Below are 14,920 nucleotides of genomic sequence, written 5' to 3'. Positions count from 1 at the left end.
GGGGTGACCGAATTCCTACGTGGAGGGTGTGCGGCCGTCGAATCGCGCACGTCCCGCGGCCTCGGTCAGGGTGATCAGCTCCGCGCACCGGCTCGCCGCCGCGAGCGTGTCCCGGTCCCCGGTGCGAGTGAAGGAGTCGACAGCGGCGTCGGCGAACTTGATGACGTGTTCGTCCCCCTGGTCGACCGCCAAGGCCATGGCGTCCTGCGCATTCGATATGCCGTCGATGTGGACCGCGAGGTCGGCGCGACCCGCGGAGTCCGCGGGTGTGCACGCGGCGGTCAAGGCGGCCGTCGTCTGCCATACGGCGTCCAAACTCGGCACCCACAGTTCACGCGGCAGGGCGGGCAGCGTACGGAGAACCGCGGTCGGCGCCGTCGAGGCGTGGACCAGCATGACCGCGTGGCCGTGGCCGTAGTTCAGATACCAGAGCACCGAGGCGTCGATCAGCTGGGACAACAGAGCGGGCACCTGCTCGGGATCCGCTACCGCGCGCAGTGAACCGAGCGCCGTTTGCCAGCCTTCGGTGGTCGGCAGCTGGGAGAGCCGGTAGGGGACGCCTTTCTGCTGGTCGGCGACGGTCGGAATGGCGGCCAAGGCATCGGCGGGTCGCAGGGATCCCGGCCTGCGCGAGGGATCACCGGCCACCGGCGTCCAGCAGGCGGCCCAGTAGCCCAGGGCGTCGGCGAGTTCGACGACGTAGGGGTTGACGGTTTCGAGCTCAGCGCCCGCATCCGCCTCGGCCGTCAGCAGCGCGTGAACCACGTGCCCCACCCGGATCGCGGCGTGCGCCGTGCCGCCGACGATGCCCGCCACCAGCCGCGGCCACCATATCGCCAGGACCTCCCGCCAGGGACGTTCGGTGATTTCGTGCTGGAACAGGGTCGTCCAGTCAGCCACCCGCTTCAAGTCGCCGAGGGCTTCCTGCCACTCGTTCTCGGTGACCGCGGCGAACCCGCGCGGCTGGTCCTCCAGTCGCTTCGTGTAGTTGTCGATCCAGCGATGCACCGAATCGGCATGGCCGTGCCGGATCATGGCTTCGACGGCCATCGGGCCGTGGTTGCTGAGGTGATGGCCGCCCCATTCCGGTCCGGTCTCGTGAAACCGCTGGTAGGCCTCCATCAGGACCGATTTGTTGTCACTCATTCGGACTCTCCAAGCTGGATGCATGACTATGTGTTCGACCCTTTTCGAACACTAGGTCCGGCGTCCGCCGGACACTATCCCCGATATTGGTAGTGGCAATCGGTGCACACATCGCCCGCTACGACACCTGGGTCAGCGGCTCGCCGCCCGCTACGTCCAGACCTTCTCGGGCGACGAGCTGCTTCCACATGACCGCGAGCTCGATGCGCGACTTGGCGCCCACCTTCTGGAAAATCTTGCGGAGATGGAACGCGACGGTGTGCCGGGACAGAAACATCTTGCCCGCGACCTCGGCGTTCGTGAGCCCTCCCGCCACCAGTTCGGCCACCGCGTATTCGGTATCGGTCAGCACGGGGATTCGGCTGTTGGGCCAGAACCTCGCCGCGGCCATGGACGTATTGTGCGGGCGCAGCTTGCTGCGGACCCGGGACGAGTCGCGCGGGGAGCCCGCCTCGGCGTAGGAACGCATGGCCGTCTCGTAGTGCGCGCACGCCTGCCGGAACTCTCTGGAGTCCTCGGCCAGCAGATCGCCGATGTCCTCGTTCATCAAGGCGAGAGTCCACGCGTCGCAGTCGGAGGTCGCGGTCTGCTTGAGCAGGCCGACGTCCTTCTCGAGCAGACCCTCCAGGTGCAGAGAGGCGGCCGAGAGTACGTGGAACTCCGGGTTCTGCTCGGCCAGCACCGCCGCGCAGTGCCGAGCCCGCTGGGCGGGTTCCCGCTCGTCGGCCCGCAGCAGGATCCGCACGAGAAAGGATGCCGCAGTCGGCTCGGACAGCAGTAGTCGTCGGGTCGACGACTCGGAATCGAGGAGCCTGCGCGCGAGCGGTACGGCGACCTCCCAGCCCTTCTCCGCCTCGATGATCTGGACGACGAGCCAGGCCGGCGAGTTCCAGGGAAAGGTATCCCGGCCGAAGATCACGTCCTCTTTGAGTTGGTCGGCGTACCGAATCATGGTGGCCACCGCCCCGCGCCGCATGGCGGTGAGCGCGCGGACCATGTTCCCGATCGGCGCCCACGACGCGAGACGCGGGTCGGCCGTCGCGCCCATTCCCGTGTCGCACAGATCGTCGGCCTCGTCGAAGCTGCCTTCGCAGAGCGCGATCTTGGCTCTGACCAGCGCCGTCACCGAGGTGATCGCGGGATCGTCGATTGTCGCGGCGGCTTGGCGCACCGCGCGCCGGGCCTCATCTGTACATCGGAGGTTGGTCAGCAGCAGCGCGAGCTGCAGACTCGCCAACGCCGTGCAGCACTCGCTGCCACGTCGGCATCGGGCCGTTGCCGCGGCCTCGGCCAGCGCGATGGTGGAGACGGCGTCGCCCTCCAGCCAGGCCGCACCGGCGGTGCGCAGAATTTTGAGGTTGATGCAACTGTGTGTGGAGAGATGTGACGTTCTTAGGCCGATAATGTCCAATCAAAACCCCCAGCAGTGCGCAAGTGTATTAATACATTCTGCGTAGTCTGTAGCTCGATTTTTAATCCTGACAGGCTTCCGAGTTCATTACGCCTGGATTGCTCGAAATTGAGCGAGCCTTCCCCCTTCCCCGAATGAAAGTACCGTTGCATCGGCCACGGGTCAAGTCGATTCGGAGGTGTATTGCGGAGGCTGAATTCTATCAAGTCTGACGGGTGATCCGTCCGGCCGTCGCGCGCTACGGCCCAGGTAGACCGGGTTGTCGGCGGTAATCCACAGCGGCGCCGGGGGCAGCTTCGATTGCGGTGAAATAGCGGCTTCTCGCGCCGAGGAGATGTTACCCGGAATTCCGGATAGCGGTTCGTCGATGTGCTCAGAGCGGTGATATCCGATCGGTTTCAGTGGCCTTCGTGCGGGCGGAATTCACCGAGTGGAGCCGAATATCTCGCCGGCGCGTCATATCTGTCCAATGGGTCCTTCGGATTTCGTTCGGTGCATCCTCCGATTTCCGCTTTGATTTGTTCCGGTGTCGTGACCAGGCTCCGTACCGCTCGGCGCACGGTATTCGATTCCGACGTTCGGCCGAATGCGGCCGCACCGCAGCTCGGTGCTGTCGGCGATTCTTCTCAGTATCTTCACGTATCGCCTGATCGAGCATTCCGCACCCGTACGTTCGACCATCGCGAATCCGGACGTTTCCTCCGAGCAACAGTCCAGCGAAGTCGATGAATACGGCCGATTTCCCAGGTTCGGAGGTATGTACCCGGCCCGAGGCCGCTCGGTCGGCGGACCGGCTCGCCCCGCCGACGCGGGCGCCACGGGTGTGGTCGAGATCACGAGAAATCCGACCATCGGCATATAGCGACCATCTCGTGTCAACTTGCATCGTCCGCGATGAAGTCGTGCCGAAAACATGCCGACATCTCCCCGCAAAGCATTTTTCATGAACACTCAACTGTTTGCGAAGCTAATGGTTCTGTAGAGGCAACTCCCGTAACGCCCGCTCGCCCGCCAGCCGAAAGTCCGCGCCTTCGACACGCGCCGTCACGCAATTCCGTGTGATCTGCCCGATCGTCCTTGATGGCGGGCGGATCGGCTGCCGATCGTGACTTCCGCGCTGCCGTACGAAGCCGTGGTGTCTCGAAACTCCGACGGTCGAATCATACGAATTCCGCTCTGTATCGAACGGCTCCGTCCGGTCGCGCAATGCGCAATGCGCGACGTTTTCCCGAATTGTTCGGGCGCATCGTGACAAGAGGGATGACTGCAATCGGATGCCGTCGGACGAGTGGTTGTCGTTGTAGCCAAGTGATTGCGGCCGGCGTGCACCGGGAGGCATGTCCAAATCGGTGGTGGGGGAAAGGTAGTCACCGCCGATCCGGTTTCGGGTAGGGCGGTCGGCGCCGTGTCGGTGATTTTCTCCTGTTGGTCCGTTTTCTTCCGATTGGTCCGAGTTTGTCCCTTTAGTCCGATTTTCCCGCCGATCCGGTCCGGTTCGATGCAAGCAAAGCGGGTTCGGACCGGGATTCGAGTACCGAGGTGGAGGCGGCTTTCGTGCCGGTCGTGCCGGTCGTCCGTGACGGCGTCGGCGGACGGAAGACGGGGTGCGGTCGGGACAGATGCCGACCGTCGGTGCGGCGGCGGATTCTGCGGACGCGAGGAGTGTCGATGCCCGGCAGCTTCCGAACGGGCATCGAGCATCCGATCATGATGGGCAGCAACCGATTCGGCGTCGAATCGGTCGAATCGAGGGGCGACGGCGTGCGGGCCCGTGGCCGGAATCGTGGCGGCCGGGCGTCTGTCAAGCTGAGGGATGCCGGAGTCCGGACGACCCCTTCTAACCTGCTGAAGGCGGGCCGAAGGTTTCGTTTGGGCCGATGTATCGGCCGATGGGGTCCGCTCTACGAAAGGACAGGGTGTCGCCCCATGACCGACAAGTCGTTCAAGTTCGCCGTGATAGCCGAACCGAAGGATCAGAAGCAATGGCTCGGCATCGCCCGGCAAGCAGAAGACCTGGGGTATACGAGTCTGCTCAGTGCTGATGTGCTGACGGCGGCATCGCCGTTTCCGGCGTTGGCGCTCGCCGCGGGCGCGACAACGACGCTGCGATTCGGGACATGGGTGATCGCGGCGCCCCTGCGCGGTCCGAGGATGACGGCCTGGGATGCCCATACGCTGTCGATGCTCAGCGGCGGCCGGTTCGACCTCGGTATCGGAACGGGTCGGCCATTCGTCCTCGAGGACGCGGCGAAGCTCATCGGTCTCGAACCGGGCTCGGCCGCGCAGCGGTTGGCGCAGGTGGAGCAGACGATCGACGAGTTGCGCGCCCTCGACGGAGAGGACTACACCCCGGTGCTGATCGCCGCGGGTGGGCCCAAGGCTCGCGCGCTGGCCGCGGCCAAGGCCGACCGGATCACGGTCGCCTCCAGCGCGTTCGCGACCCGGGAGGAGATCGCCGCGCTGGTGACACAGATTCGCGAGCAGGCCGGGGACCGGGGCGAGGACATGGAGTTCGTCGCCCCCATCTATGTCATCGGCGATCAGGCTCCGCCTTGGGTCTCGCGTCTGCTGAGGACCGATATGGCCACGCTCATCGAGCGTGACTCACTGGGCATCCTGCGTGGGAGCCCGCAGGATATGGCCGAGGAATTGCGTCGTCGTCGTGAAACTCTCGGTGTCTGTTCCTTCACGATCAACGCGGTATTCGCCGAGCAGTTCGCCCCGGTACTCGACCTTCTCGACACCTCCCGCGAATCGCCGAAACGACCGCTCTCGGCGCCGGTGCCGTCCCCGCGGTTCACCTCCGACTCGTCGCACAACACCGGCCCGAGGTGAACGGCGGCGGCATGTGTGCTCTGCGATTCACCGCCGAGTCCTCCTCGTACGGCTTGGTCGAGCGTGACTTCATCGTCGGTGGGGTTCCCGGAGTGCTGTGGTCGCCGACCCGCGGCGTCGATCGTGCGCCCCTGGTGCTGATGTGTCATGCCGGGGGCAACCACAAGAAGCATCCGGCGATGGCGGGCCGGGCGCAGCGCTTCGTGACCGACGGCGGCTTTCACGTCGCCGTCATCGATGCGCCCGGTCACGGCGACCGGCCGCGCACGGCGCACGACGAGCGGGAACTCGCCGCACTGCAGGCGGCCAAGGCCGCCGGGGAACCGGAAGGTCCGAGCGCCCGCCGCTACAGCGCGTATCTGGCGGAGCTGGCCGTGCCCGAGTGGCGCGCCACCCTGGATGCCCTTCAGGAACTCCCGGAGATCGGGGTCGATGGTCCGGTGGGCTACTTCGGCATCAACCTCGGCACCGCGGTCGGTGTGTCGCTCCTGGTGGTCGAGCCGAGGATCACCGCCGCCGTCCTCGGCCTGCACTGGCCGGACACACTGGCCGAGAAGGCGAAGCGGATCACCATCCCGATCCAGTTCGACCTGCAATGGGACGACGAGGACATCTCACGCGAGGCAGGTCTCGCGCTGTTCGACGCTTTCGCGTCCGAGGAGAAGACCCTGCATGCCAATGCGGGCACGCACCACGAACTGCCTCGATTCGAGACCGACAGCGCCACCGGATTCTTCATCCGGCATCTGAGCCGCGCGAACCACACCCCGGCCGAAACGAACCGGCGCTGAGGCGAGAGGGACAACATTGCTCGACAAATCCTGGCAATACGACGTCATAGTCATCGGCGGCGGCCCGGGCGGCGCCATGACCGCCACACTTCTCGCTGATTACGGCAAGAAGGTACTCGTGTTGGAGTCCGCGCGATTCCCGCGTTATCACATCGGCGAGTCGCTCATCGCGGGGACGGTCGACCTGTTGAGACGTATCGGTGTCCTCGACCGCATGGAAGAAGCGGGTTTCGTCAAGAAGTACGGCGTCCAGTGGGTGTGGGGTGAGAACAGGGAACCGTGGACGGTCTACTTCAAAGATGCGCTGACAATGGTCTACGGCTACACCTACCAGGTCGAGCGCGGGCGGTTCGACAAAATGCTGCTCGACAATGCCGCCGAACACGGGGCCGACGTTCGCGAAGAGCACAAGGTCGTCGACTTCGACTTGGCCGCGGACGGCGGATCCACGGTCGATTTCGTCGACTCGACCGGGACGCGGCGACAAGCCCGCGCGCGCTGGATCGTGGATGCTTCCGGCCAGGGCGGCGTTGTGTCCAACCGGCTGCACAAGCGGGAATGGGACCCGTTCCTGAAGAAGAACATGGCGGTCTGGAGCTACTGGAAGAACGCGGAACGCCCCGCCGGGCGTGACGCGGGCAATACCTTCCTGCCGTCGTTCGAGGACGGTTGGTGGTGGTTCATACCCCTGAGCGACGAGGTGACCAGCGTCGGCATGGTCGTTGACACCGGTGCACTCCAGGAGTACCGCGACTCGGGCATGGATGCCTACTACGCCAAGTGTCTGGCTGCAACGCCCGAGCTCGCCGCCCGCCTGCGCGATGCGGAACAGGTGGAGGACGTCCACGTCGCGCGCGACTGGTCTTATGCGTTCGAGCGTTTTTCCGGCGATGGATATATCGCCGTCGGCGACGCCGCGTGTTTCATCGATCCGCTCTTCTCGACGGGTGTCCACCTCGCGTTGCTCAGCGGATTTCTCGGCGCGGTGACGATAAACACCATCCTGGACAAGACCGAGATCGACCGCCACAAGGTGCTGGACTTCTACGAGCGAACCTATCGCGCGGAGTTCACCCGACTCCGAGATCAGGTGTATGTCCTGTACAGCGGGCAGGGAGGTGGGAAGGAGTCCTATTTCTGGCATGCCAGGAACAAGTTCGAGGTCCCCGGCATCGCTCCCGAGAAGGCGTTCATCTCTCTCATCGCGGGTGCTTTCGCGCACCGCCCCTGGTACGGCAGATACCTGGACCAGCTCGATATTCCGTCGACTCTGCGCGACGCGATCGAAGATATCTTCTCCGGCAATTCGACCGGTATCGGGGTCGACCCGGGCGATCCGGTCTGTAAATATCGGGAAATCGTCGTGAACGACGACTTCGCGATCGACGGAAAATATCTGCGCGCGTCGCAGTCCGTCGTGGGATCGGTCGGTGTTCCGTTGGCGCTCACGCCCGCCATGGAGTCGGTGCTCGCGATGGCCGACGGCTCGACGAGCAGCGCTGATCTGGTCGACAGGCTGATCGAAACCGGAGACCACCAGCCCGACCCGGCTCGGCGCATCGTGCACGAGGCGCTCAGCTACGGCCTCATCGTCCCGCGAACATGACATCGGGAGCCGAGCTCGACGGCGTCTCGAACGGGTCGAGCACCAGGAACCCGTGGCGCTTTCCGGGTGCGGCGCCCCAGGTCTGGCGACGAGTCGACTGGCAATCGACTTCCGACTGTCGGGCGTGCGGGTGATGGCGCCGATACCCACCCTGATCCGGCGGTTGTCGCCGACCGAGTCGATATTCGCCGAAGGCGGCCGCTACATCGGCTATTCGACCCGGCTCACCGGTCCGCTGGATCCGGCGGCCTGGCGGGAAGCATTCGCGATCCTGCGTAGCGCCCACCCCGTACTGGCCGCGCGGATCGTATTCGGTGCTACGGGCGAGGCGGTGCTCGAAACCGATGACACGTCGCCCGGGATCATCAACACCCCCGAGGTCGTCTCCGCGGATCCGCTGTTCGGTCTTCCCGAGCTCGCGGGCCGGACCTCGGCGCTGTCGGTGGTCCGACACGATCTCGCCACCTCCTCGGTGACACTGGTGACCCACCACGCGATCGCCGACGGTCATCATTCGCTGTACCTGCTCGCGGACCTGTGGACCTACTACACCGGCGTCGTCGAAGGCCGACGGCAGCAGCCGGTGTTCCATCCCTATCCCGAGTCGGCTGAAACCCTGCTGTCGGAGCGCGGTCTCGTGCCCGCGGCCGTGCCGGAGGCCGCGGAGTCGGCACCCACGCCGCGACCTCTCCGCCCGCAGATCACCCAGCCGTCCCGGACTCAGGTTCGATTCACCCGGGAGGAGACCGAGGCCCTCCTCGAGACGACGCGGCGACTGCGGACCACGATCAATGGATTGATCTCGGCGATATTGTTGCAGACGACCGCCCGAGCCCGGGGCATCGATATTTCCGATCTGAACTATCGCTATGCCGTCGACCTGCGTCAGCGGGTGCACCCCCCGATCGGCGTCACCGAGGTGACCAGCCTCTTCGCCATGGCCGGGTTCGTCGCCGGTCCCGCCGTCGACACCGGCGACGCGGGCACGGCCGCACTCGCGCGCGCGATCGTCGAGCGACTGTCGGACGATGTTTGCACCGGCCGTATCCAGCGAGCGGCGCTCGCCGTGCCGGTCAACCCCGCGACGCCTGCCGCCTCGCCGGTGCACGTCGTATCGACCAACTGGGGAGTTGTGCCCGACCTCGTGACACCGGCGGGCGTCACGATCACCGACTTCCGTGCCACCGTACCGGCGGGACACGCGAAGCCGCGGATCACACCCTTGTCGGCCACCGTCATCACCACTTTCGACCGTCGACTCTCGCTCGATTCCACGGCTTCGCCCGCCGAGATGGCCACGATCGCGCAACGCGTCCGCCGACTCCTGTGAACTCGGTGAACCGATCCCGCCGGTAACCCAACCGGCGGGATCGGTCGCACCCGGAGATCCGAATGCCGGACTCCGCAGCCCACGCACAGTTGTCCGTGCGCATCGCGCCGCGACCCGCGCGATGCGATGCGCACTCCGGTGGATTCAGTCGCGCGTCATCTCGCCTGTGGCGTTCGGGTGCGGGTGATCGTGGCCAGCCAGGCGGGCACCCCGTCGGCGTGTCTGGTGTTCGTCAGCGTCGCGGGTTCGATGGAGTCGACGTGCCAGCCGTCGGCGAAGGTGTCTCGGATCTCGTTCTGACTCACTCGTCGTGGTCCGATGCCGGGTGGATGGCGGTCGCTGAAGCTGAGCAGAAACAGCCGTGCGCCCGCGGACATCACGGTGGCCAGGCTTTCGGTATATCGGATCCGCTCGTCGTCGCTGAACGCGTGGAACAGGCCGCAGTCGAGCACGGTGTCGAACTGCTCGCCCAGCTGACCGAGTTCGAGCGCGTCGCCGACCGAGAAGGATACCTCCAGCTCACGCTCTCGTGCTTTGCGTCGCGCTATCTCGATCGCCGTCGTCGCGGTGTCGATGCCGACCGTCGGCAGGCCGAGCGCCGCCACCATGAGCGTTTGCTCGCCGGTGCCGCACCCGACCTCGAGCACCCGGCCGCGGAAGGCGCCCGCCTCGGCGAGGCTGCGCAAGGCCGGTTGCGGTTGGCCGGTGTCCCACGGCGGCGGTCCGGCGTAATGCGTGCCTGCGTAATACGTTTCGAAGTGTCCCGTCGAGAAGGTGACCGTCAGTCGGCGCGCCAGTTCCTCCAGTCCGCTGACCATCTCCTCGATTTGGGCGGGGTCGAGGATTCCGGCCGCCCCGGCGAGCCGCTCATCGATCCGCGGGGCGGCGGCGCGCGCGACGTCGAGGCCGCCGGAGGTAGCGACGGAGGCCGCCACGAGGTTCGCCGGGGAGTCGTCGCGGTCGGTGCCCGAGGTGTGGGGGAGTTCGATCACGTCGGTCGTGGCGGCGCCGATGCCCGGGGACAGATGTCGCGGGCCCGTGGGATCCGCGATGGCGTCTTCGCCTATCTGCATCAGTTTGCGCGCCAGCTCGTACAGTTCGTAGCCGTCCATGTCGGAAGCCTGACCGACGCGGGTATGCCCATGCCATCCCACAGATTGACAGTGTGCTGCGCGTTTACCGCGCTGGTCGGGCGACTAGCAATGTGAAGGATGGATGTCCCTGCTGCGCAACGAGATCCGGGTGGCACAACGTCGGGGGCGGGTTCGAAACAGCGATCCCCACCCCCTCGGACACGGGGGTGGGGATCGCTGTGGTCGGTCATCGACAGGGGTGAGGGCCCGCCGCCGCCGGTGTCAGGTGGTGCGGAGTCGTGCACATGCGACAGGGTTCCGGCGGCAACCAGTGATTGCGCAACGCATCCAGCCATCTATCCGCCGTCCGCCACCATTCCGGCGCATAGGTCCCCCCGAATTCCTGCTGCCCGCCGCTCATTCGGGCTTCCAGCCGTGGCGCTCGGTCCAGGATCGGGCCCATGGCGTGTTCACAGCCGAGAGGTTCGCCCGAGGCGGGAGAATCCGTGACGAAGGCATGGGTATTCGGCGCGGGCGTCAGGCCGAGCGGGTCGGGGGAGAGGTAGGCGCCGGTCTCGGGATCGTAGTAGCGGCGACCGTCGTAGTGCAGACCGGTTTCCCGGTCGTGGTACTGACCGGGGAACCGCAACGGGGTGGTCGCCGCATCGCGTTGCCAGGATGCCCGCCCCCATATTGTGTGCCGCTGATTGCCGACGAGGACTCCGTCGGCGGAGACCAGTTCGGTCGGCGTACCACCCAGGTCTGTGACCAGGGAATAGAACTCTTCGCCGATCGTCCGCGCGTCGGAGTCGGCGCCGACAACGGTTCGCGAGGTCTGGGTCAGCGGGATACCCGAATCGTTGCGGTGACTCCACGTGATGGTGACACGCACGTCGCCGCGACGGTCCTCCTGCTCGACGAGCAGCTCTCCGTCCCACGAGAACCGCGTCTGCTCCAGCAATTCGCCGTCAGGGGAATGGTGACGTTTGCCGATGCGGCGGTCGAGAGGATCGTATTGATAGGACCATTTGCTCCCGTCGGGCAGGGTGACGGCGTGGAGCCTGCTGTCGGCATCCCATACATAGCGCCAGGTTTCGGGATCGCCGGACTTCGGGGTGCGGATCCGCGTCGCGACGCGCCCGGTGGCGTCGTAGCGATAGTTCATGGTGCCTGCCCGGGTGGTGCAGGTTCCGACTGTCTCGCGAGATCCCTGCGCCGACATCTCCGGGGTCTCGGCGCCGGGATCGGCGGCCGAGGACTGCTGGACGGCGTTGGTGATATTGCCCGCGGGGTCGTAGTCGTACTGCTCCAGCGGCAGGTCGCCGCCGTCGGTTACGGCGGTGACGCGCCCGGCGGAATCGAGCTGGAACGCTCGATCGCCCGCGAGGAGGTCCTCGACCTCGGTCACCAGCCCGTCCGGGCCGTAGGTGTACGCGCGCCGCTGGAGCAGCGGCACCGAGGGGCCATCGGAACCGGAGGAAACCGCTGGGCCGGTGAGGGACTGGATCGCGAGGCGGCCGAGTCGGTCCCATTCCTGCGCCAAGTGGGCCGCTCCGGGCAGATCTCGTCGGATTTCCCGTCCGGCCGGGTCGTAGCCGAACCGGAGTTCTCTGCCCGCGGTGACGAGCGCCGCGGGATTTCCTCCGGCGTCGTACTCCCAGGTGGTCTCGACCCCGGACGGTGTGACGCGGCTCGTGGTCCTCCCTGCCGCGTCATAGGTCCTGGCGACCTCGTGACCGTTGCAGTTCTCGCTGACCACCCGACCGTGCGAGTCCCGGACCAGGACCAGGTCGACGTCGTCGTTCTTCGCACGGACGAGACGGCCCGCCGGGTCGTAGTCGAACGTCGTCACCGTGCCGTCCGCGTTGTGCGAGGACGACAGTTTGCCGAGCGGGTTGTAGGAGTAGGACGCTTCGTGACCGCTCGCGTTCACCCGGTGCACGAGATGTCCTGCGGCGTCGTACCAGTATTGGGTGGTGGCGCCGTTGTAGTCGGTCTGCGCGCTCAGCCGTCCCGCGGAATCGTTCTCGTATTGCCACTCCAGCCCGCCGTGGGTCACCGACGTGAGCCGACAGTTGTGGTCGTACTCGAACTCGGTGCCCGCGCCGCCCGGCCACGCGATCGACACGAGGCGATCGAACGCCCCGTAGGTGTAGGCCGTCACCGCTTTCGTGGCCGAGATCCGTTGCAGCAGATTCTCTTCGCTGTCCCAGACCCAGGATTGGGTCGACGAGTCCGGCAGGGTCAGCGAGATCGGCAGGCCATCGGTCGTCCAGGTATGCGTCGTCGTCCCGCCGTCCGAGCCGACGACTCGCACGACTCGTCCCAGCTGGTCGCGTTCGTACCGGATCGTTTCGCCGCTGGGTTCGGTGACTTTCACGGGCATTCCGGCGGAATCGCATTCCATCGTGGTGACCGCGCCGTCGGCGCCGGTGATCCGGGCGAGATGCCCGCGACTGTCGTAGTCGTACCGGACCACCGAGCCGTCGGGCGCGGTCAGTTCGGTGAGATTGCCGTTCCGATCGAAAGATCGCAGCCAGACACTGCCCTCCGGCCCGGTGATCCGTGCCGGGAGACAGGCATCGTCGGGTTCGACGCGGGATTCGCCACCGTCGGGGTCGGTGATCGAGACCAGATTGCCGCGGTCGTCGTAGGTATGTCGTGTGACCATGCCGAGCGGGTCGACCCGGACTGTGACTCGGCCGCGTTCGTCGTACTCCGTCCGCGCGGTTTTCCCGATCGGGTCGGTTATCGCGGCAATTCGGGCGGACTCGGTGATCGCGAAGCTGGTGACATCTCCGTTGGTATTGGTCCAACAGGTGCGGCCGGGCTCGTAGGTGAAGACGCCGGACAGGTCACCGTTGGGGCCGTCACCGCTGACGCACCGGCCTTCGGAATCGAAGGTGTAGTGGTAGGAGTAGCCGTTGCGGTCGATCCAGGCTGTGATCCGACCTGCGTCGTCGTAGTCGAAGCGCCGCGGCAGTTCGGAGGAGTTGACGACGCCGGACAGGTTGCCGGAATCGTCGTATTCGAAACGGCGCAAAGCGATATCGTCTCCACCGTCGCGACCGGCGAGAGTCAGCGCGGTGACGCGATCGTCGGCGAGTGTGACGACGATGTGGTAGCCGCAGGAGTGCACGATGTCGCGCGGGCGGCCCGCCGTGTCGTGGCCGAAGGTGATCTCGTGACCGACGCGGTCGGTGATCGAGGTCAAAGGCAGTTCGTCGTTCTCGTATCCGGCCCGGCGTTCGTACTTCCAGGTGTGGCCGCGCTGCGGATCGCTGACCGCGTAGGAGCCGTCCGGGTTCTGCCGCAACGGCCATGCGGGGCCGGTCGTCGGGATCGCCGGGAGATCATCGGCGCCGGGGACGATCCAGCTCAGGAGCTCCCCGCCCGCGAATCGCGCCTCGATCCGTCCGGCGGTGATCCGCAATCGCTGGTCGAGGGTCGACATCCAGGACCGTCCGAACCATCGGCCGGTGCGGAACGACGACCGGTGGGTGCGCTCGAACACGAGGGGCAGTACGCCGGGTAGCGTCACATCGGTCTCGGCCAGAACGACGTCCCCGGTCGCCACGTCCACCAGATCGTTGACGTCAGGCACAACTGTCTCCCTGTCGACCGGATTCGCCGAGCGGCGCCGCCAACCCGCGCAGCGCCGCGAAATCGTGCCAGGGATCCTGTAGGGCCTGCTCCCACTTCGCCTCGTGCTCCCGGTGCCGGAGCCGGAAATAGACTGTGCGCCGGACGGAATCACCGGTGTTGTTGCCGCCGTTGTGACCGAGTAGATAATGTTTGAGCAACATATCGCCAGGACGACCGCGCACCATATCCACCGCGGGCAGATCGACGGTGGGGTAGGTCGTGAACGCTTCCGGTCCGCGCGCACGGAACAGTTCCGCGTGCGCGCGGTGTGTTCCCGGCCAGACGAAGAGATTTCCGGTGTCGTCGGTCGACTGGTCGGTCAGAAAGAACCCGGCGAGCATGGAGAATGTCCACGGGGGATCGCCGGGTTTCCGTCCTTTGCCGCCGTCGATATGCGGCTTGTGTCGGGCATCCCGGAAAGGCGGGTAGGTCAATGCCGTTTGCACCGTGTCGGGGAAGTCCAATTCGCCTTCCCCCATGAGACTTTCGGCGAGCGAAAAGGCAGAAGTGTCGCGCAACAATGCCGCGAGCACCGGCGAATCCTCCAGCTCTTGGAATCTGTAGACGACCCCGACGTGTCCATCCACCGGCGGTCGTGCGCTGATCTGCTCGTCCACCACCGCGTTCGCGGCGGCAATCAGGTCTGGCGGCACGACATCCGGGACCACGATATAGCCGCGCTCGGCGAATTCTTTCCGTTGTTCACGAGTCAGCACGCGTTTCGTGTCCGACGCTGCCTGCCGGTCAGCATTGTTCGGCATCGTTTCGGTCGAATCTGCCACGAAATCTGCCACCACCTTCTGTCACCGCTCCACCTGGGATATTCAGCTGATAGTAGGTCGGTGCGAAGGGGGTTCGTATCGCTCGGCCTGACAGTTGCACGCGGCCGATCGACGGGTTCGGTTGGTCAGGTCTGGGCGGCGGCGCGGGTCGACAGCGCACGGGCATCGGCCTGCAGTTGTGCCCGATCGGGTTTACCCCAGCCGGTCACCGGTAGCTCCGCTCGGATGTCGATGGTGGTGGGTACGTGGTTGTCGGAGAGTGTGTCGGCGATGTGGCGGCGTAGTCGTGCCAAGTCCAGGA

9 protein-coding genes are annotated in these 14,920 nt (G+C 65.9%); 4 read left to right on the top strand and 5 right to left on the bottom strand.

Going from position 1 to position 14,920, the window contains the following annotated elements:
• Window positions 1-15: 15 nt before the first annotated feature.
• Entirely contained in the window at window positions 16-1,146 is a 1,131-nt protein-coding gene (locus tag IT779_RS36535) for a questin oxidase family protein (RefSeq protein WP_198429332.1), read from the bottom strand.
• A 118-nt stretch (window positions 1,147-1,264) separates the two neighbouring features.
• Complete coding sequence (locus IT779_RS36530) at window positions 1,265-2,557, bottom strand: response regulator transcription factor (RefSeq protein ID WP_196154081.1); 1,293 nt, start codon at window positions 2,555-2,557, stop codon at window positions 1,265-1,267.
• Between the two features lie 1,926 nt (window positions 2,558-4,483).
• Here IT779_RS36530 and IT779_RS36525 point away from each other — a divergent pair.
• From IT779_RS36525 to IT779_RS39000, 4 genes are read left to right on the top strand one after another with little or no spacing between them, the layout of a single operon-like run.
• Window positions 4,484-5,392: an LLM class flavin-dependent oxidoreductase gene (locus IT779_RS36525; RefSeq protein ID WP_196154080.1), complete on the top strand. Its 909-nt coding sequence runs from the start codon at window positions 4,484-4,486 to the stop codon at window positions 5,390-5,392.
• 11 nt (window positions 5,393-5,403) lie between these two features.
• Window positions 5,404-6,183, top strand: a complete 780-nt coding sequence (locus IT779_RS36520; RefSeq protein ID WP_196154079.1) for an alpha/beta hydrolase family protein — start codon at window positions 5,404-5,406, stop codon at window positions 6,181-6,183.
• Between the two features lie 16 nt (window positions 6,184-6,199).
• Window positions 6,200-7,789: a tryptophan 7-halogenase gene (locus IT779_RS36515; RefSeq protein WP_196154078.1), complete on the top strand. Its 1,590-nt coding sequence runs from the start codon at window positions 6,200-6,202 to the stop codon at window positions 7,787-7,789.
• Window positions 7,790-7,841: 52 nt separating this feature from the next.
• Window positions 7,842-9,119 carry a phthiocerol/phthiodiolone dimycocerosyl transferase family protein gene (locus IT779_RS39000; protein ID WP_196154077.1) on the top strand — a complete coding sequence of 426 codons (1,278 nt, stop codon included), beginning with the start codon at window positions 7,842-7,844 and terminating at the stop codon, window positions 9,117-9,119.
• Between the two features lie 155 nt (window positions 9,120-9,274).
• Here the strand turns inward: IT779_RS39000 and IT779_RS36505 are convergent, their stop codons facing one another.
• From IT779_RS36505 to IT779_RS36495, 3 genes are all read right to left on the bottom strand, one after another.
• On the bottom strand, window positions 9,275-10,231 hold the full coding sequence (locus IT779_RS36505) for a class I SAM-dependent methyltransferase (RefSeq protein ID WP_232542439.1): 957 nt from the start codon (window positions 10,229-10,231) through the stop codon (window positions 9,275-9,277).
• 208 nt (window positions 10,232-10,439) lie between these two features.
• Window positions 10,440-13,796, bottom strand: a complete 3,357-nt coding sequence (locus IT779_RS36500) for a DUF6531 domain-containing protein (protein ID WP_196154076.1) — start codon at window positions 13,794-13,796, stop codon at window positions 10,440-10,442.
• The gene (locus IT779_RS36495) at window positions 13,789-14,619 is read right to left on the bottom strand and encodes a phytanoyl-CoA dioxygenase family protein (protein WP_196154075.1); all 831 of its coding nucleotides are present in this window, start codon (window positions 14,617-14,619) and stop codon (window positions 13,789-13,791) included. Before IT779_RS36495 ends, IT779_RS36500 begins: the two co-directional genes overlap by 8 nt.
• Window positions 14,620-14,920: the final 301 nt, after the last annotated feature.

Origin of the sequence: Nocardia bovistercoris (assembly GCF_015674855.1) — a bacterium.
GTDB lineage: Bacteria > Actinomycetota > Actinomycetes > Mycobacteriales > Mycobacteriaceae > Nocardia > Nocardia bovistercoris.
The sequence above is the reverse complement of the archived record's forward strand: the minus strand, read 5'-3'. Positions and strand labels throughout refer to the sequence as shown.